At 57.7% G+C, this 19,271-nt stretch carries 20 protein-coding genes; 4 read left to right on the top strand and 16 right to left on the bottom strand.

Translation table 11 applies throughout. From position 1 onward, the window contains the following. Positions 1-131: 131 nt before the first annotated feature. The 12 genes from ACW9I6_RS10625 to ACW9I6_RS10570 form a co-directional block, all read right to left on the bottom strand. Positions 132-1,475, bottom strand: coding sequence for a UDP-glucose dehydrogenase family protein (locus ACW9I6_RS10625; RefSeq protein WP_457339268.1), 1,344 nt, complete (start codon positions 1,473-1,475; stop codon positions 132-134). A 12-nt stretch (positions 1,476-1,487) separates the two neighbouring features. Beyond that, positions 1,488-2,915: a mannose-1-phosphate guanylyltransferase/mannose-6-phosphate isomerase gene (locus ACW9I6_RS10620; RefSeq protein WP_457339267.1), complete on the bottom strand. Its 1,428-nt coding sequence runs from the start codon at positions 2,913-2,915 to the stop codon at positions 1,488-1,490. A 54-nt stretch (positions 2,916-2,969) separates the two neighbouring features. Continuing rightward, positions 2,970-3,446, bottom strand: a complete 477-nt coding sequence (locus ACW9I6_RS10615) for a glycosyltransferase (protein ID WP_003211352.1) — start codon at positions 3,444-3,446, stop codon at positions 2,970-2,972. Continuing rightward, entirely contained in the window at positions 3,447-3,902 is a 456-nt protein-coding gene (locus ACW9I6_RS10610; RefSeq protein ID WP_023658755.1) for a glycosyltransferase family protein, read from the bottom strand. Between the two features lie 35 nt (positions 3,903-3,937). Next, a complete protein-coding gene (locus ACW9I6_RS10605) occupies positions 3,938-4,900 on the bottom strand; it encodes a glycosyltransferase family protein (protein ID WP_087694223.1) in 963 nt (320 codons plus the stop codon). A 54-nt stretch (positions 4,901-4,954) separates the two neighbouring features. Continuing rightward, on the bottom strand, positions 4,955-5,497 hold the full coding sequence (locus ACW9I6_RS10600) for an acyltransferase (RefSeq protein WP_087694222.1): 543 nt from the start codon (positions 5,495-5,497) through the stop codon (positions 4,955-4,957). Continuing rightward, entirely contained in the window at positions 5,498-6,343 is an 846-nt protein-coding gene (locus ACW9I6_RS10595; RefSeq protein ID WP_457339266.1) for a polysaccharide lyase, read from the bottom strand. An 18-nt stretch (positions 6,344-6,361) separates the two neighbouring features. Then, on the bottom strand, positions 6,362-7,513 hold the full coding sequence (locus ACW9I6_RS10590; RefSeq protein WP_134326349.1) for a polysaccharide pyruvyl transferase family protein: 1,152 nt from the start codon (positions 7,511-7,513) through the stop codon (positions 6,362-6,364). Then, positions 7,510-8,970 (bottom strand): oligosaccharide flippase family protein, encoded by a 1,461-nt coding sequence (locus ACW9I6_RS10585; protein WP_177022021.1) that lies wholly within the window; start codon positions 8,968-8,970, stop codon positions 7,510-7,512. Before ACW9I6_RS10585 ends, ACW9I6_RS10590 begins: the two co-directional genes overlap by 4 nt. Then, positions 8,967-10,238 carry a DUF6369 family protein gene (locus tag ACW9I6_RS10580; RefSeq protein ID WP_008435476.1) on the bottom strand — a complete coding sequence of 424 codons (1,272 nt, stop codon included), beginning with the start codon at positions 10,236-10,238 and terminating at the stop codon, positions 8,967-8,969. Before ACW9I6_RS10580 ends, ACW9I6_RS10585 begins: the two co-directional genes overlap by 4 nt. A 105-nt stretch (positions 10,239-10,343) precedes the next feature. Next, positions 10,344-12,572, bottom strand: a complete 2,229-nt coding sequence (locus tag ACW9I6_RS10575) for a polysaccharide biosynthesis tyrosine autokinase (protein WP_457339265.1) — start codon at positions 12,570-12,572, stop codon at positions 10,344-10,346. Positions 12,573-12,617: 45 nt separating this feature from the next. Next, a complete protein-coding gene (locus ACW9I6_RS10570) occupies positions 12,618-13,058 on the bottom strand; it encodes a low molecular weight protein-tyrosine-phosphatase (protein ID WP_032899408.1) in 441 nt (146 codons plus the stop codon). Positions 13,059-13,290: 232 nt separating this feature from the next. Between ACW9I6_RS10570 and rfaH the strand changes: the two genes are divergently transcribed. The 3 genes from rfaH (at position 13,291) to ACW9I6_RS10555 (ending at position 14,573) form a co-directional block, all read left to right on the top strand. Further along, the gene (rfaH, locus tag ACW9I6_RS10565; RefSeq protein WP_457339264.1) at positions 13,291-13,800 is read left to right on the top strand and encodes a transcription/translation regulatory transformer protein RfaH; all 510 of its coding nucleotides are present in this window, start codon (positions 13,291-13,293) and stop codon (positions 13,798-13,800) included. Between the two features lie 120 nt (positions 13,801-13,920). Further along, positions 13,921-14,229: a hypothetical protein gene (locus ACW9I6_RS10560; RefSeq protein WP_023658750.1), complete on the top strand. Its 309-nt coding sequence runs from the start codon at positions 13,921-13,923 to the stop codon at positions 14,227-14,229. Continuing rightward, positions 14,226-14,573 (top strand): hypothetical protein, encoded by a 348-nt coding sequence (locus ACW9I6_RS10555; RefSeq protein WP_087694217.1) that lies wholly within the window; start codon positions 14,226-14,228, stop codon positions 14,571-14,573. Before ACW9I6_RS10560 ends, ACW9I6_RS10555 begins: the two co-directional genes overlap by 4 nt. Here ACW9I6_RS10555 and ACW9I6_RS10550 read toward each other — a convergent pair. From ACW9I6_RS10550 to ACW9I6_RS10535, 4 genes are all read right to left on the bottom strand, one after another. Continuing rightward, positions 14,525-15,148 (bottom strand): hypothetical protein, encoded by a 624-nt coding sequence (locus ACW9I6_RS10550; protein WP_087694216.1) that lies wholly within the window; start codon positions 15,146-15,148, stop codon positions 14,525-14,527. The two genes, ACW9I6_RS10555 and ACW9I6_RS10550, sit on opposite strands and share 49 nt — an antisense overlap. Positions 15,149-15,217: 69 nt before the next feature. After that, positions 15,218-16,207 carry an ABC transporter substrate-binding protein gene (locus tag ACW9I6_RS10545; RefSeq protein WP_008435483.1) on the bottom strand — a complete coding sequence of 330 codons (990 nt, stop codon included), beginning with the start codon at positions 16,205-16,207 and terminating at the stop codon, positions 15,218-15,220. Continuing rightward, positions 16,200-16,967, bottom strand: coding sequence for an ABC transporter ATP-binding protein (locus ACW9I6_RS10540; protein ID WP_214498910.1), 768 nt, complete (start codon positions 16,965-16,967; stop codon positions 16,200-16,202). The genes ACW9I6_RS10545 and ACW9I6_RS10540 overlap by 8 nt, the downstream gene beginning before the upstream one ends. 1 nt (position 16,968) lies before the next feature. Continuing rightward, positions 16,969-17,832 carry an ABC transporter permease gene (locus tag ACW9I6_RS10535; RefSeq protein ID WP_219406979.1) on the bottom strand — a complete coding sequence of 288 codons (864 nt, stop codon included), beginning with the start codon at positions 17,830-17,832 and terminating at the stop codon, positions 16,969-16,971. Positions 17,833-18,082: 250 nt separating this feature from the next. Here ACW9I6_RS10535 and ACW9I6_RS10530 point away from each other — a divergent pair, with 250 nt between their 5' ends. Then, the gene (locus tag ACW9I6_RS10530) at positions 18,083-19,171 is read left to right on the top strand and encodes an LLM class flavin-dependent oxidoreductase (protein WP_457339263.1); all 1,089 of its coding nucleotides are present in this window, start codon (positions 18,083-18,085) and stop codon (positions 19,169-19,171) included. Positions 19,172-19,271 lie beyond the last annotated feature (100 nt).

Genomic DNA, 19,271 nt, shown 5'->3' with positions numbered 1-19,271 from the left:
GCGTAGTGATGGAACGGAGATAAACAGGCTATGCAAACTGCGCAAAGATCCTGTTGGATCACGCACTTAACCTCCTCGAAATCATCTCACTTGTGGATAGCTCAAACCACCAATGTTAATAATCGTCAGGATTAAACAACGGGGCGTACCGATAACCCGCGACCAATACCGTAATACTCGAAACCATTGGCTTTCATACGCTGCGGATCAAATATATTGCGGCCGTCAAAGATCACCGGCGTGCTCAGTTTTTCTTTTATCAAGTCCAGGTCCGGGGCCTTGAACTCCCGCCATTCGGTCACGATCACCAGCGCATCGGCACCTTGCAACGCCGCTTCCTTGGTGCCCATCAGCAACAGGTCTTCGTTCATCCCGTAAATGCGCTGGGTCTCGGCCATCGCTTCGGGGTCGAATGCCTGGACCCGGGCACCCACGCTGCGCAGTTGTTCGATCAACACGCGGCTCGAGGCCTCGCGCATGTCATCCGTATTGGGCTTGAAGGCCAGGCCCCAGATGGCGAAGGTCTTGCCCTCCAGCTGGCCGCCGAAGTGGTGGTGAATATGCCCGAACAGGTGCTGCTTCTGGCGCTTGTTGACTTCCTCGACGGCAGACAACAGCGTTGCCTGATAGCCGATCGACGACGCGGTGCGCTCCAGCGCCTGCACATCTTTCGGGAAGCACGAGCCGCCATAACCGCAGCCTGGGTAGATAAAGTCGTAGCCGATCCGTGGATCGGAGCCAATGCCTTTACGAACCGCCTCAATGTCGGCGCCCAAGCGTTCGGCGAAATTGGCCATTTCATTCATGAAGGAAATCTTGGTGGCCAGCAGGCAGTTGGCCGCGTACTTGGTCAGCTCGGCACTCCTGATGTCCATCGTGATGATCTTTTCGTGGTTGCGGTTGAAGGGTTCATACAGCTCCCGCATGCGGTCCACGGCGTAACTGCTGTCGCTGCCGATGATGATCCGGTCGGGCCGGGTGCAGTCGGCGACCGCCGAACCTTCCTTGAGGAACTCGGGGTTCGAGATCACGTGGAACTCCACCTCGAGCCCCCGCGACGTCAACACCTCGGACACCTTCGCCCGGACCTTGTCCGCCGTCCCCACCGGCACCGTGGACTTGTTAACGATAATCTTCGGCTCGGTCATGTTGAGCGCAATGGTCGCGGCAACGGAGAGCACGTACTTGATGTCGGCGCTGCCATCGTCATCAGGCGGGGTGCCCACGGCGATGAACTGCACCTCTCCATGCCGCACGCCTTGCGGGGCGTCGGTGGTGAAGTGCAAGCGTCCGGCATCATGGTTCTTCTGGACGAGCGCACTCAGCCCGGGCTCAAAGATCGGAATAATGCCGGCCTTGAGGTTCTCGACTTTAGTCGCGTCCACGTCGACACAACACACCTCATGCCCCGCGTCGGCCAGCACCGCTGCCTGCACAAGACCCACATAGCCGATTCCAAATACAGTTACATTCATTTCAATCTTCCTTTAAACAAGCTCGAGGCGGCCATAGCGGTCTTCAAAGCGGATGATGTCGTCCTCGCCCAGGTACGAGCCCGATTGGACTTCAATCAGCTCCAGCGGGATTCGCCCCGGGTTTTCGAGGGAGTGCACAACGCCAATGGGGATGTAGGTGGACTGGTTCTCGGTCAGCAGCACTTGCTTGTCGGCGATTTGCACATTCGCGGTGCCGGACACCACGATCCAGTGCTCGGCCCGGTGGTGGTGCAGTTGCACCGACAGCTTGTGCCCCGGCTTCACCGTGATCCGCTTCACCTGGTACCGATAGCCCTGGTCCACCGAGTCATATTTGCCCCACGGCCGATAGACTTCGCGGTGGCTGGTGCTCTCGATCCGGTGCTTTTCAGTCAGCTGCGCGACTATTTTCTTGACGTCTTGCGCGTGATCCTTGGTGGTCACCAAAATCGCGTCGGCGGTCTCGACGACCACCACATCATTGATCCCTGCAACCGTGACCAGGCGGTGGCTGGCATGCACATAGCTGTTGGTGACGTCCTGCAGCAGCACGTCACCCTGGGTGCAGTTCTGGTTCTGATCCTTGAGGCCCGCTTCCCACACTGAGTCCCAGGCGCCCAGGTCGCTCCACGGCGAATCGAGGATGACCACCGACGCGATGTGGGTCTTTTCCATCACCGCGTAATCGATCGACACGTTGGGTGCGTTCACAAAATCCACCTGGCTGAGCCGGGTGAAATCCCGGTCATGGGCCGCGTTGGAGAGGGACAGTTCCGCGGCCACCATGATCTCCGGGCTCAGGCGCTCCAGCTCGGCCTTCATCACCGAGGCGCGGAACATGAACATGCCGCTGTTCCAGAAGTAGTTACCTTGTTCCAGGTAGCCTTGCGCGGTCGCCAGGTCGGGCTTTTCCACGAAGGCATCGACATGCGCGGCGCCGTCCACCGCAGCCGCTTGAGTACGGATATAGCCGTAGCCGGTCTCCGGCTTGGTGGGCACAACCCCGAAGGTGACGATCTTGCCTTTGTTGACTTCCACCTTGGCCAGCGTCAAGGCCGCATTAAACGCTTGGGTATCGCCGATCACATGGTCCGCCGCCAGCACCAGCAGGATCGGATCGTCCCCATCCGCCAGCGCCGACAGGGTTGCCGCCGCAATCGCCGGGGCGGTGTTGCGGGCGGTCGGCTCAAGGAGGATTTTCTGCGGGATCACGTCCAGTGATCGACTTTGCTCGGCCACGATGAAACGGTGTTCTTCGTTGCACACAATGATCGGCGGGCTGACGGTCTCGCCCTCTATCGACAGGTTCTTGATGCGATCCAAGGTGGCTTGAAACAAACTCAAGTCACCGTGCAGCGCAATAAACTGCTTTGGTTTAAGCGCTCTTGAAAGCGGCCACAGGCGCGTGCCTGAACCGCCAGACAATATAACTGGGATCATAACGATTACTCGATGATTAAAGGCAATAAGAGCGGATTGACAAACAGCCGAAACTTAAGAAGTGAATGACTTCACATAACTGATCAAGCGGTCCCTTTCGGTAAAGTCCAGTGAACTTTCGGCACTGCTGTAGTTAAGCGCCGAATCGATCGCCGAAAAGAACGCATCTTTATCATGGGCGATAAACACAGAGGGAAGGTCTGAAAAATTTTCGGCGGTGTCGTACTGGTGATTATTGATGTGTTCTCCACGCCGACTGTCGCGCGGGACGATAACAATCGGTTTGCCCAGTTCAAGGGAGCGAATGATATTGCCCATGCCCGCATGGGAAACAATCACCTTTGACGCATTGAAGTTCTTGGAAAACAGCGGCTCGGCGATGGTCTTATAAGCCGTAATGCGCCCCAGGTCATTTTCGTTATTGCCCACCTGGGCAACAATCGGGACCTGCGGGTTTGCATGACTCCACTCATGCAAGTAGCCGAGCATTCTTTCAAAGGGTGCTTGAGTGCCAACGCTGCAAAATATCATTTATACAATCCTCCCTTTATATTGGGCGCGGCTGTTTTGCGACAGCGTGGGCCACTGGGTCAGCAACTCATCGACAAAATACACAGCGATCCTGCCGGACAACGAGAGCTTCTTGGGATTGGCAATGCTGTCGATCCACAGGGTCTTTTTGCCCATCAGTTTTCCCGCGACCAGCCCCAGCAACCCCGGTGCCGCCCCGGTGGAGATCACGTACCTGGCCTTGCTGCGGTAAACGATCGCAAAGATCTGGCAAAAGCCCTTGATGATCTTCAACGGTTCACTGCGATTAAAGTCCGGGACTTGCGCGAAGGCATGGGTTGGATACTGCGAGCCAATGCTGATATCAACGGTGGCGATGGTAACTTTTTGACCGTCGAAGGCAGGCAGCAACTTGCTCATTTGTACCCAGTGCCCACCTCCAGAACAAATCAATAAAACATCACTTGATTGACTCATGACGGTTCCCTTCCTGTCAGGTGTAATAGACATCATTAAATAGTGGCGGCAGTTCTTAACAGTTGGGCCTGGCCTTTCCAGCGGGTTATTCGCTTGGCTTTGAGCAAGGCCGATTTCTCTTTATAGGTTTCTTGATTGGCGATGAGCTGCGCGACGCCGGCCTTGATGGACAGCGGGTCCAGGGTGTCGACAAACACCGCCGCCTCGGAAAACAACGAGCGCAGTACCGTGGTATTCGAAAGCGCCATCGGCCTGCCGGCGCTGACCGCTTCGTTGGCCACGCTCAGTTGGACGTTGTCGCGGGTGGTCAGGCCGAGCACCACATTCGCGTGGCACAGCAGCTGTTCAAAGGTCGCCTTGCTGAGGAAGCCGGTCAGCTTGATGTTCTCGGGGAGTGACGCCACGAGCTCCTCGGAGAGCTTGCCCTGATGCTTGCCGGTGATCAGGAAGTCGACACCGGGCATTTCCCGGGCGGCGTTGATCACGATCTCGATCGGTTCATCGATATCAAACGAGCACGGAAACAGTACATAGGGTGTCTCGCGCTCACTGGCGGGCGCCGCGTGAAAGTCACACGGCAAGTCTTCCAGGATAAAGATATTGGTGTCCTTGACGCCCAGGCCGGCCAACTCTTCTTTGACTTTAAAATTATGAACGACGACGGCATCGATTCTATTCAACAGCGCTACCGTGCCCGGAAAGCCTATCCATTGCTTGCGCAACAGGCTGTTGTGGGCATCGGCGATAATCTTCAGCCGGCGGTTGAATATAAACTTGTAGGCCAGTGCTATATGCAATACCGGGCTCGGCGGCAACTGCACCCACAGCACGTCAGGCGAACCGGCCAACAGGGTCTTCAGGGTTTTAAACGACTTGATCAAGTAATCCAGCGGCCGCGCGGATTTCTTCTTGAACTGGTTGGGCAGATGCAGAATGTCATACGCCCAGTATTGCTTCATGGTATCGGCGCGTCGTTGATAGCCAATCCATGCAATCATTAATGATTTCACGTCAGAGTCCTGCATAAATAAAGGTGGGGCCAGTGAGATTGCTTACACTGCAAACCAGATCGGAAAGTCGGCGTTGTATCGAATAGTGTTGTTTCTGAAGCGGATATGTTTGGCCGGATTGCCACCCACGATCGAATACGCTGCAACGTTGCGCGTGACCACACTGCCCGGATAAACAACCGCGCCTGTTCCGATGGTGACGCCTGGCATCACCATCACATTGGGAAAGATCCAGGCATTGTCTTCAATCAACACCGGCTTCCCCACCAGGCAACTCATGGGGTCATCGATATCGTGGCCCAGCGTATAAACCCGGGTGTTATGGGAAATATTGACGTTGTCGCCGATGCGGATGCCCGCCCGGTTATCCAGGTAGCAGTCGTAATTGACCGTGCAGTTTTTCCCGACCGAGAAGTTGCCGAAGGAGAAAAACACCACGTTGCGGTGGATCGTGGTCCGGGCGCCCACCCGGCATCCGGTTGCCCGGAGCAACGCGCGTCGCAGATTGAAAAACAACGCCAGGCTGAGCAGCGTATTGAACAGCGCAACAGCGGCCTTCTTGATGTTCAGTTTCAGGTTCTTCATCTACTCGCCCTGCCCTGAAGTATCCGTTACGCGCTGTGAACTCATCACAAAATTCCTGAAGCGGATATTGGTACTCACCGGCGTGGCGAAAGACGGGTTATTGCCACCGAAGAACGTCGAAAACAGCAAGCCGTCGATGGTGATCTCCGGCGTGTCTCTAAACGTCAGCCCGGTTTCCGAGTGCACCAGCTGGTTGTCGTACCAAATGGAAATCACACCGTCGGCCTGCCCCGGCGTATTCAACTTCACCAGTTGCTCCAACCTGTGCCATTGCCCCACCGTAAAGATCCAGGATCCCAACCCGACTGCCGTGCCCCAGGTTTTACTGGTGGGCAAATACGCGTAAATGGCGCCGGCGCCCTTTTCTTTCCAGATGTAGCGCGTGGAAAAGCCGTCATGGCCGTTCGGTATCTTGCCGCCCGTATTGCCGGTTCCACCGTAGAGGCCCGGGAGCTTGCCGCCTTTTACAAAGTCGAAATTCCTGTCGAACCTCAACTCATAGGTCAGTACCAGGCATTCCCTGCCCGGTTGCGGCAGTGGGGATTTGAATTCAATGCCGCCGTAGGGCAACCCAAGGCGCACCATCGAACCCGGGTCATAGGAGCCGGCCGGAAAATGCACGGCAATGTCCTTGATCTTTTGGCTGTAGGCCTTGTTCGTCAGATTGGCCCTGCCCTTTATGCTGCTTTGCGCCTGGGGCCCGTCGGCCATCTGCGAAATGTCCGGCAGTAACGGGTAGATGTTCTTGATGCCTGGCTCGCAACGGTCGTTCAACTCAGATGCGCCGCTGGCAGCCACCTGCAGGGCGAACGCCACAATGAGTAGCGTCGAGGCTGTCTTTTTCACGTCGGTTGCCCCTCCACTTTATTTTTCATCGACCCATTTCAAAAAGTCGTCGACCGCTTTTTGCGCAAGGGAAGAACGCTGGGCGATCTCCTGCTTGAGGTGCTCGGCCATTTGCGCCTTGGATTGCCGAAATTCGCTGATGGTGGCCTTGATCACCTCAGGGTCTGGGGTGCTGACCAGCCGGGTGCCCTGCGGCAGCATTTCATGGACTTTTTTCAGCTTGTTTTCGATTTCAACCGCGATGGTGGGAAAGCCCAGGGAAGCCGGCAGCAGTACACCGTGTGCACGGGCGCTGATGATCACGTCGGACTCGACGATCAGTTTCGCCATGAAGGTTTCTGGCGTATCGCCCGCCGCGTCCCAGCACAACCATTCGAACGTGTGGTACTTGTCGATCAGGTGCTGGTCACGTTCCTTGTACAGCGAGACCAGGCGTACCTGCTCGCCACGCTTGGCGAGCTCATCCGCGGCCTGGACCATCGCCTTGATGAACTGTTGCCCGTTCGCGTCATGGGGCCAGTCGCGCAGGATGAAGGACAGGTACTTGCCCTTCTTGAGGCTGCCGACCTCCAGGTCTTTGCTGGAGATCCACAGGTCGGAAAGCAGGCTGGGGTCGGTGTACACCTCGACGTCGGACTTTCCGAAGGCCTTGCAATGCTGCTGGCTGGTACCGTCCCGCACGGAAATGTAGTCACAGCGATTGATCACGCTGACGGCGCGGGTCAGCAGCTTGCCGCCGCCATCGAAGGGGCCCAGGCCAATGCAGAACGCTGCCAGGCGCCGGTGGAAATAGATCCTGTCGACACCACCGCGCAACCCGACATACAAACGCAGAAGCGTGGACTTCAGGTCGGTCTGCGCCTTGATGCTCTTGCACAGCTTCGCCACGATGCCTTTGTTGGCAGCCGCCTCTTTGGCCGGTGGGATAAACGAGAAGAACTGGCCCCCACCGCCCAACACCACCAGGTCAGCCTTGACCGGCTCCTTGATGTGCAGCCACTTGATACGCGGGTTGAAGTTCCTGGCGATCTGCGGATGATCGACACCCACCGCTATATCCGATTCCTTAAAGCGTTTTTTCAGAATATTGATCACGCATAGCATTAATACGTCATCACCCAAATTACCAGGACCGTATGCCCCCCGGATATATACTTTGCTGACATTCATGCTGGGCTTCCATTTTCCACGGGGTCATTAAACACGGCATTCAAGGCAAACGTTGTTGCGAGAATGTAGATAAATATCAGCGCCATGATCATCAATCGATACAGCACACTTTCGACGTAGGCGCTTGATATGAAACTGATGAGAGGCAACGTCCACAAGATCAGGATCCTGGGAGATACGAGCAACTCCAGAGGTAATATCTTCTTGTAGACGAAATACGGCAGTCCCAGCAGGAAGTGAATAAACTGCGAACCAATAAATGCCTTGGCAATCCCGATTGCACCTTCTTCCCGAAGCCACAGTGCTCCGGCAATGAATAACACTCCCCATAGAATGTTACTCATCACACTGAACCAGGCCAGGTTCATCACGATCATTTTTCTTGAAATACCGGACTTGAATGCACTGAGCAGCGAACCCAGGATTACCAGGACTAATGTCACTTCAAAATCCCGCCCCAGGAAACTGCTGCCATACAGTTTGGCCAGCAACTCGGGGAACATGATCACCGGCTGTATGATCACCAACACCACCAGCCAGCCCGACAGAAAGTTCAAGGCGTCCAACTTGCGGCTTTTACCGCCCAGCGCGGCGGCCAGCATCGGCACCAGCACAGAGCCCAACACCACGGAAACATGGGAAAAGATCGCGTTCCATTGCATCGCGGCGGCGTACATGCCCAATGCGGCAAGGCCGTTAGTTGTTTCCGCCAGCAACTTGTTGGCGAACCAGTTCATCGGGGCGACCATCAACCCCGTCAGCAATACCGGCAGGCCAACCGACAGCACTGCGTGCTTTTCAGTCATTGCACCTTTGAAACTCAGCGTGGTATTTCGGGCCTTCAAAGTCTTCCAGCAGGCCAGTGCGCTGAAGAACACGATCAGCAATTGAGAACCGGCCAAGCCCAGCAGCGCACCATTGAGTCGGAACTGCAGGGTCAGGAAGTACGTCGCCGGAATCGCGACAATCGCAATGATTCCGTTGATGGTCGCGATTGTCCGGTATTGGCCCCAACCGGTCAGGCAGCCCTGGGTCCATCCCGACAGGATAATCAACGTGATGGTGCTCAATACGATCAGCGATGCAGCGCTGAGGCTGTCTGCCCCCAGGATAACGCTGGAGAAAAAGTGCGGGAAAAACAGCGCTGTCCCGATGATCATCCCGCTGAACACAACCGAGAACAGCAGCGTCAGCGCAATGCCCCTGCCGGTCTTCTCGGGACAGGTCTCCTTGAACTGCCCGATATGCTTGGCCGTCGCCGTGGTGGTGGCTTGGGCGGCGACGTTGGCAAGCATCACAATCGCGCTCTGGATCAAGCCATACTCGCCAAACGATTGCGCACCCAATACCCGGGCAACCAGGATGCCGGTGATGACCACCGACACTTTGGTGGCCACGGCAGAAACGAAACTCCATGCCGTACTGGACACGAACTTTTTCAACAGTGTGCTGTTCATCCGGCATTCACCTGCAAGGGTGTGGTTATCAGCGGCTGGCCAGGCTTGAGGATCTTTTTGCGTTGCCTGGCGGTGTGTTCGGAACAGACCCGCAGCACAATCGCGCCATACGCGATACCGATGGCGTACGGCTGATAAGGCGTGGCCGAGACAACGAACATCACCCCCAGAAAGATGGCGATCGAAACCGCCACCCGGCTGTTCATGTGCTGGGTAATCGAGGTAATGAACACGTACAACAAGTACACGCCGATCAGCCCGTACTTAACGAAGTAGGTTAAGTAGGCACTGTCGATATTCGAGTTCTTGTCATCGAGGCCACGGTACTCGAACCAGGGAATCTCGAACGGCGTGCCCGCGCCCAGTCCCACAAAGTAATGCAGCGGGTTCATGCCGCGGATCAACTCCAGCGCCGGGCTGAAGCGCGTGGCCAATTGGGCGGCCATGCCTTCGGACGACAAACCATCATTGATTCGATCAGCCCCGATCATATTGCTGATGCCAATGAACGCCATCAGCACCACCGCCCCGGCCAGGGCAACGCCTATCATGCGGGCGGGCCGGGTGTATTGGTGGATGATGATCGCCGCAAACACCGAGACAAAGATGAAGCGAGAGTTGGCAATGAACAAACAGATGAATGAAGTGGCCAGGCAAATGCTTGCGAGCTTTTTCCTGTGTTCGAACAGCCGTGGGTCTATGAAGTAATAAATCAGATAGGCCACGGCGGCGTACGTACCGCCGTCCAGGTAGCGGTAGGCGTTTTCTTCATAGTAGACGTCTTGAAACTTGTACAAGCCCAAGCGTAACCAGGCAATGTCCAGTACATTGAAGGCGGTCATCGCGATCAATAGCAGGAGCACTGTCTGCAACTTCAGCGTTTTTGCGGCAAGGGTCGCGATGTTCGAGAGCACGATAAATGACAGGATCATTATAAACGGCCGAACATCCTTCAACAGGTACTTGTTCGAGGACTCCAGCAGGCCGCAGGCGAGTAACACCACATACAGCCCGCACCCAAAAAGCAGGCCGCCCGGCACCGTCAATTGTTTCTTCTGTGTAGCCACCTGCCGGATCAGCAGTGCGCCCAGCCCGCCGACGATATAAAAGTCAAAGAAGTAGATACCCTTGAGCGAGATTATTTCGCTGTAGGAGTTACCCGTGGGAATAACAGCCAGCATTATCCCGAACACTACGATTGAGTATTTTGGATTTTTCGCCGCGAGCAAACCCGCTGACAGCGCGATAAGGGATAACAGGTAAAACATGGCTGGGTATTCTTTATGCTGATTTGAATTTGGCACGCTACCGCCCCAGGATTTTTCGTTCATTTCCTGAAAACGTGACCTCTATCCTGCAATTACAGTGGTGAATCAGCTCCGATCAGCCTGGTACTCGTACTGGTAATACCCGTAGTTGCCGTAGCCATATTTGGCCGACGCTTTCTTTTCAACGCCGTTGAAGATCGCACCCCTGAGCACGATGCCGTTCTGGGCAAATCGGCGCATGGTGTGCTCGATCTCTTTTGCCGGGTTCAAGCCATAGCGGGTGACGATCAGGTTGGTCCCCGATTGCCGTCCCACGATGGCTGCGTCGGTCACGGCCAAGAGCGGTGGCGTATCCAGAATCACCAGGTCATACCGTTCGCTGACCTGCGCCAACAGCTCGGTCAGGTTGCGGTGCATCAGCAGCTCGGAAGGATTCGGCGGTATTTGCCCGCGGCTGATGATGTCGAGGTTTTCAACGCCGGTTTTGTGGATGGCGGATTCAAGGGTGCATTGATTGGAGAGGATGTCGGAAAGCCCATCCTTGGCCGGCACGCCCAGCACTTTGTGCAGGTAGCCCCGTCGCATATCCACGTCAATCAACAACACGCGCTGCCCGGTTTGCGCGATGACCGCCGCCAGGTTCACCGAGACAAAGGTTTTACCCACCTCGGGGCTGGGGCCGGAAATCATGATCCGGTTATTCGGCGCCTCGAGCATCGCGAAGTGCAAACTGGTGCGCAAACTGCGCAAGGCCTCCACTGCCAGGTCCGTGGGGTGACTGATGGCCAGCAATGAAGAACCGGCATCGGCACGCCCACGCCTGCGGGTGATTTTGTCTTCTTCGACCTTTTGCAGCGTGCTGTACGGAATCGACGCGTACACCGGCAAGCCCAGTTGCTCGATGGCCTCGGGGCTTTCCAGGCCACGGTTCAGCGCCTTGCGCAGCAGCACCAGCGTCACCGCCAGGAAGCCGCCCAGCAGCGTCGCGATCAGCACGATGAGGATCTTTTTCGGCTTGATCGGCTTGAAGAAATTGACGTCTGCGGTGTCGATCAGGCGCACGTTGCCCACGGTGCCCGCGCGCATCACATCGAGTTCCTGGGACTTGTTGAGCAACTGGGTGTAAATGGCCGTGCCGACCTCGACATCCCGGGTGAGGCTCAGCAGTTCCTGTTGGGTGGAAGGCAGGCTCTCGACCCGGCTCGCCAGGCTCTGCTGCTTGCTGGTCAGCTCGCCGATCTGAGTCAGCAATGCGCGATACGCGGGATGCTGGCGGGTGAACTTGCGGTCCATCTCGGCCTGTTGCAGCTTCAGCTCGGAGATGCTGGTATCGAGGCCCACGATCTGGTCGAGAATCGCCTTGGTTTCCAAGGTGATGTCCACCGACTTGCTGCGGGTCTGGTATTCATTCAAGGCCTTCCCGGCTTTTTCCAGGTCCTTCTTGACCTCCGGCAGTTGCTCCTTGAGAAACGCCAGGCTTTGCGCCGCCTCAGCCGAGGTGCGCTCCACGTTCTGCCGCACGTAGATCGCCGCGATCTGATTGAGGATTTTGATCGCCTGGTCCGGCTCGGTGCTTTCCAGCGCCAGGCCGATCATGCCCGACTCCTTCCCTCGCTCGACCACATCCAGGTTTTCCTGATAGTCGAGGATGCTGGTCAGTCGCGCATTGCGGATCACCCGGAAACGCGTGCCGGGCTTGGCGCGCAGTTCTTCAATCTGGAATGCCACGCCATTTTGCTCGAACGGCTGCCCGACCTCGCCGGCCGCCAGCACCTGGTCATCTTCATCCACCAGGGTGTAGTGCGCGTTTTCACCCACGGTCAGGGTCAGCTTCTTGCCCAATTGCCCGTCGGGCAGGTCCAGCTTGAAGATCTTCAGCGACTCGCCGCCCCAGGCGAAGCCGTCCAGGCCCAGCAGCGGCTCGGCGATTGCACCGGGGTTGGCCTTCTGGAAGCGGCGCGCCAGGAACTCACCCACCACCGGGAAGTACATCGGCTGTACGACGATATCGAGTTTCAGGTTGTCGACGGTTTTGCCAATCACGTAGCGGGACTGGATCAGCTCGATCTCGGTGGCCGACGGCGACTCCTTGCCCAGCATCCCGCCGATGTCCGAGAAGCCCAGCAAGTCGTTCTTTTTCGCTTCGACCTGCAGCAGGGCATTCGCCTGGTAGACCGGGGTTGCCAGCACCGCATAGGCGGCGCCAGTGACCATAAAGGCACCGGTCACCGCAGCGATCAGCCATTTATGGTCGATCAGTGTTCCAAACAGACCGAGGAGATCAATCTCCCCGTTATCGTCTTCCTGTACGGTGACTGCTGGCGTTTGCTGCATAAGTCGGATTCTTAGCCTTTATTTCGATTCAAAAAGTAGTGGCGATCAGCGTGCAAGACGCTGCGCCCATGCGTTTACAGCTTCTTCGATCAACGCATAAGCGTGCACAAACGCGGCCTTGCCTTGACGGTACGGGTCGCTGATCTCTCGCTCGTTTTGCCATTTGCCCAGCAGCAAGACCTTGCCTCGTGCCTCGGGCGCCATGCTGAGCACGGCATTGATGTGCTGTCGTTCCATGACCAGGATCAGGTCGGCTTCACTGATCGCCTGTGGCGCCAACTGGGTGGCCTGGTGCTTGTCGGCCGGATGACCGTGGGCTTCGAGTACCGCACGGGCGGTGGTTTCAATCGGCTTGCCGACCAACGCGGCAATACCTGCAGAACTGATCTTGATATCGGAGCACGGGAGTGCGCCACGCAAAAGACTTTCCGCGGTGGGACTACGGCAAATATTGCCAATACAGACAATCAACACTCTTTTAAACAAGGCACTATCCCCGGGCCATCCATTACCCCATGAAGCAACCTCTTCAACTTTATTACTTCACGGCAGTATTTATTAACACGTAACCCTTACTTCCCCCAAAATTATCTCCGGACGAAAAATAACAACCACCGCCTTCAACCCGACAATTTATAACATTCATTACTTCATCACCCCCATCGGCTTTAAATTACAGCCTTGTCACGTATCGCCTTATATAGGAAGAGGAACTCCCATGAGCGCAAATGCCAACAAAGCCTGGTACCTGGTCCAGTGCAAATCCCGGCAGGACGAGCGCGCCGAGGAGCACCTCCAGCGCCAGGGCTATACCTGCTTCCGGTCTACCTATAAACGCGAACGGCTGTTGAAGGGCCAGCGCAGGACCACCCGTGAATCGTTGTTTCCCGGTTATCTGTTTATTCAAATGAGCCAGCAGGACAGCTGGAGCTCACTGCGCTCGACCCGCGGTGTGTCGCGGGTGGTGGCATTCGGCGCGCACCCGTTGCCCATCAGCGACACGCTGGTGGACGAACTCCAGGAGCGCGACCACCAGGCCGTGGTGAGCGCCCTGTTGCAGCCCGGCGAAAGCGTGCGCATCAATGAAGGGCCGTTTGCCGAACTTGAAGCGGTCTTCCTGGCCATGGACGGTGAGGAACGTGTGGTGTTGCTGATGAACTTCCTGCAACGGGAACAACGCATCAACTTGCCATTGGCAGAAATCAACCGAGTGCAAAGAAGTGACTGATAGCGGCGCTGAACAGACAAGAAATAACATTCAACTTAATAACAGACTAAAAATAACATCCGCTTACTTTTTCACCTCTTGAGAATAAAGTAATACGTGAATTAACAGCGAGGGACGGCCATGAAAAGTTCAAAGCTATTGGTAGAGCGTATCGGCCTGTTTCCTTCTTCGGGAAACATTCACGTCAAGGTTAATAGTTCAACCACCGTTGTAGAACGCATGCAGGTGTTATACGCCGGCCATTCCCTGGACAGTGACGAATCCTGTACCGGGCTTTCAATGGTGTTTGCCGACTGGCGCTTCAAGTTGCAGGTGAGCAATCCCCTGTCCATCTGCCTGTGCGTGGAGAGCCGCGGCGACAGCCACCTGATGCAAATGAAGACGGCCGAACTATTGGCGAATATTTCCTGCACCGAGGAGCGGCCATGAGCATTTATGAGGATCTGAAACGGGCCTACGCCTTGAAAAGGCTGACGAACACGTTTGAAGGTTTCGTGGGCCTGGCACCGCACGAACAACTGCCGGCGGAGCAATATGCGCGCAACACCCGGATCATGTCCCACTGGCTGGATCAGTTGCGCGGCATCTCACCGCAGGACATAACCGACACGCTGTTCAAGCAGATGAAGCGTTCGCAGCGCCGTGGCGATGCCCGGCGCTTCAATTGCCAGACGGTGCTGCTGGAGCTGCTGGTGGAAAGTAACCTGGCCCTGGACCTGGCCACTTACTCGGCGTTCAACTGCATGGAAGAGGCCCGCCAGGAAGGCTCCTGATGGGCCTGGTCGGCACCTGATACGGCCACTGCCACATGGTTGAGCAGCTTCTCGGCGTTGTACTTGGGTGCCATCGCACTTAACAACAGGATCACCATTCCCCCACCGATCAACGATGGGGAAACCCGCACTTCAACCACCTCAAGGCGCCACAGAAACGCCAGTGCCGCCATGCCGCCCAAAAAGCCACCGGCCAGTGCTTCGTTGAGTGGGTGAATATAGGGTGCCACGCAATAGGCACTGAACCAGCCGGCGATCAACATCCCGGCGATAGCTGCGGGCCAGCGCCACTCGGGGTTGACCCGGCGCGCCACCAGGCTCATCGCCACGGGCACCATCAACGACGTATTCATGGCGTGACCGCTGAGCACCGCAATATCCAGTTGCTGGAGCGCCACGCCCCAGCCCTTGAACAGCAACTTGCTGAACGCCACGATGGAATAGGTGCAGGCGATGGTCATCAGCCACCACTTGACCGCCTGGGGCCGGGAATACCAGAGCCAGACGGCGATCACCACTGCGGCCGGAATCATGACGGTGATACCGCCATATTGCGCCAGTTCTTCCCGTATCAAGTGCTGTTCCCTACCCGCAAGTTTTTCCCGGACCCATGAGACCTCAGGTCCGGGCAAAACACAACGACTTCAGGGCGCGCCAGCCAGCGATTGCGGCGAAAACACCTCGGTATCCGTCAGTTTCCGTACCTCTACCCGGTGCGGGAAAATCTTCTTTTCCACAAACAAATCATCCACCTGCTGCAACGCCTGCACATCCCGCTCCTCTACCGGCAGCAGCGACTCATCACCCCATGTGCGCAGCAACTGTGAAACCTTGAGCGGGATATCGTTGACCGTGGCAAACACCCGTGCGTATTCCTCGGGGTTCTGCTGCGCCCATTCAAAAGCCTTGGCGAACCGCTGCAAAACGTCACGCAACGCCTGGCGCTTGAGCGGGTCGCTGAGCACTTCATCGGACGCGGTAATAAACGTCAGGCCGGTATTGATGCCCTCCCCGCTGATCAGCACCCGCGCGCCCTGCTGTTCGGCGAACGCCTGGTACACCCCGAAGGTCGCCCAGGCTTCGATCTTGCCGGCGTTGAACGCAGGTAATGCATCGGTGGGCAGCACGAAGCCGACGTTGACGTCCTTTTCATCCACGCCGGCATTCGCCAGGGCGCGGATCAGCAGGTACTGGGAAATGCTCCCACGGGCCGACGACACCACCACATTGCGTCCTTTCAGATCGGCCACGCTGTGGATCGGTGAATCGGGCGGCACCAGGATCGCAATGCTGCGCGCCTGACTGCGGCGCACCGCAACGATACGCAGCGGCGTGCCTCCGGTGGCAGCCGCCAGCACCGGTGTATCCCCGGCCGGGCCGAGGTCCACGGCGCCGGCGCGCAAGGCCTCGAACAGCGGCGCGGCGCCCTGGAAGTTGGCCCACTGGACCTTGTAGTCGATGCCATCCAGGGCGTGGGCGGCCTCCACCACCGTACGCAAGCCCTTGGCCTGGTCACCGAGGATCAAGGTCACACCCGACAGATCCGATGCAGACTTCGGCGCTTCAGCGGCTTTGTCGCAGCCGCCCATCAGCAGTGCAGCCGCCAACAGGCAAAGGGTTCTGAATTCAACCATGGGCAAACCGCCTGACGCTGGCGTTCGCAGGCTGGGCGGCCGGGACGTCCACTTCAACCCCCAACAGGCTCAGCAAGCGGGCGCGAATCGCCTGGAAACCGTCCTGGCCGGTATCCCGTGCACGGGGCAGGTCGATGCGCAGTTGCTCGGCAATCTTGCCCTCCGCCAGTACGATCACGCGGTCGGCCAGCAGGATCGCTTCGTCGACGTCGTGGGTCACCAGCAACACGGCCGGCGTGTGTTTGCGCCAGAGCTCGATGATCAGGCGATGCATCTTGATGCGGGTCAGCGCATCCAGCGCGGCGAAGGGTTCGTCGAGCAACAGCAGCTTGGGCTCGCGCACCAGGCCGCGAGCCAATGCCACGCGCTGGGCCTCGCCGCCGGAGAGGGTCGCCGGGTACGCCTCCAGCCGATGGGCCAGCCCGACTTCCGTCAACGCCTGCACCGCACGGGCCTTGGCGTCGGGAACCCGCAGGCCGAGAATCACGTTTTTCCAGGCGCGCTTCCACGGCATCAGGCGTGGCTCCTGGAATACCGCCGCCCGAGCCTTGGGCACGCGCAACTGGCCGCTGTCGATGCTGTCCAGGCCCGCGAGGCTGCGCAGCAAGGTGGTCTTGCCGGAACCGCTGGCGCCCAGCAACGCAACGAACTCCCCCGGGGCGATATCCAGGTCCAGGCCGTCGATGACCCGCTGCTGGCCGAACTGGCGCACCACATTGCGCAACTGCACCGGTGCTGTTGAAGCTTCGAGAATCGACATGTCAGTTCCTCACAAACGATGGGCGCCAGGCCAGGGCAAAACGTTCCAGGGTGCGGATCAAGCCGTCGATCAGCAGGCCCAGCACGCTATAGATCAACAGGCAGATCACGATCACGTCGGTGCGCATGAAGTCCCGCGCATCACTGGCCAGGTAGCCGATACCGGCGGTGGTGTTGATTTGCTCGACAAACACCAGGGCCAGCCAGGAGATGCCCAGGGAATAGCGCAGGCCGACAAAAAACGAAGGCAACGAGCCCGGCAGGATCACGTGCCAGATCAGCTCGCGACGGTTGAGGCCGAGGGTGTTGGCGGCCTCGATCAGTTTGGGGTCGATGTTGCGGATGCCGGCGAACAGGTTGAGGTACACCGGAAAGGTGGTGCCGGTAACGATAAGTGCGATCTTGGTGAACTCGCCGATGCCGAACCAGAGGATGAACAACGGCACCAGTGCCAGGGAAGGAATGGTGCGCAGCATCTGCATCGGTGAGTCGAGGATTACCTCGCCGCGCTTCGACAGGCCGGTGATCAACGCGGCCACCACCCCGATACTCACGCCGATGCTCAAGCCCAGCAGCGCCCGTTGCAGGGACACCAGCAGGTGCTTGCCCAGCTCTCCGGAGACGATCATTGCCCACAGGGTGCCGCCAATCTGAGACGGCGCGGCGATGATCCGTGCCGGGATCAAGCCCAGCTCGGAGGCCATTTCCCACAGCAACAGCAACACAATCGGGCTGACCAGCCGCAGCAACACATCGGGGGTGCGCCAGTTGCGCAGCCAGCGCGGAATCAAGCGGGACGCAACGCCGGCTTGACCCTCGGCCTTGTCGACGGAAAACGAACTGGCGTTAAGGGACTTTTCAGTCATCGGGCTTCCTTCCTCATCAAGAACACGGCCAGGAGCGCCGCTGCGGTTTCATGCTATTCGCATAAAAAACCTCAGTGAAATTCTATTTGGGAATAACCTAATACGATTAAAATGCGTATTACTGATAACGATATAAAAATATGATTCTGTATTTTTATAATTAGGATAGAACCAATCGGCATTTTACAGGCCCGGGTGCGGCCCCTATTTTCGATAGCAGCTTTATTCCTGCCCTCAACAAGGACTGACCATGAGCATCGAATTTATCGGCTATATCGGCGGCCACCACGCCTCCGAGATCCACCCTCGCAGCGGCCCGACCTTGCAGCCCGACTACGTGGAGACCGTGGCCCGCGCCCACGAAGAGGCCGGCTTCGACCGCGCGCTGGTGGCCTTCCATTCCAACAGCCCGGACAGTACGTTGATCGCTGCCCATGCGGCCAGCGTGACGAAAAAGCTGCAGTTCCTGATTGCCCACCGGCCCGGCTTCGTCCAACCCACCCTCGCTGCGCGACAGTTCGCCACGCTGGATGTGTTCAACGGCGGGCGCACCGCGGTGCACATCATCACCGGCGGCGACGACCGTGAACTGCGGGCCGATGGCAGTCATATCGACAAGGATGAGCGTTATGCGCGCACCGACGAGTACTTGAGCGTGGTGCGGCAGGAATGGACCAGTGAAAAGCCCTTCGACCATCACGGCACTTACTACAGGTACGAGGGTGCGTTTTCGACGGTGAAGTCGCCGCAGCAGCCGCATATACCGTTGTATTTTGGCGGGTCTTCAGCGGCGGCCATTGCGGTGGCGGGCAAGCATGCGGATGTGTATGCGCTGTGGGGTGAGACCTACGAGCAGGTGAAGGGAGTGGTCACCCAGGTGCGGGCTGAGGCGGCCAGGCATGGGCGTACGGTTCGCTTCAGTTTGTCGTTGCGGCCGATTCTGGCAGAGACTGAAGCGCTGGCTTGGGAGCGTGCGGACAGCATCCTGGAGCAGGCGACGGCGTTGGCTGAGAAGAATGGGTTTGTGAGGCGTGAACCGCCGAATGAGGGGTCGCGGCGGCTGTTGGCGGCGGCGGCCCAGGGGTCGCGGTTGGATAAGCGGTTGTGGACCGGGATTGCGGGGTTGCTGGGGGCCCAGGGTAACTCTACATCGCTGGTGGGTACGGCTGATCAGGTGGCCGAGGCGTTGCTGGATTACTACGACCTGGGTATCACGACGTTTTTGATTCGTGGGTTTGATCCGCTGAATGATGCTATTGATTACGGGAAGAGGCTGATTCCGCTGACTCGGCAGTTGGTGGCTGAGCGGGAGCGCCAGGCGGCTGGAAAAGTGGCCTGAGGGAGGGGGACCGAGTACATATCCGTTTCTTCGGTAACGGCCACTTATGGTTCCGCTCTTACAGCGGGTCACTTTTGGCAAACGCCCCAAAAGTAACCAA

Source organism: Pseudomonas sp. SDO5522_S412, assembly GCF_054071215.1.
This window is presented reverse-complemented; position numbering and strand designations above follow the sequence as displayed.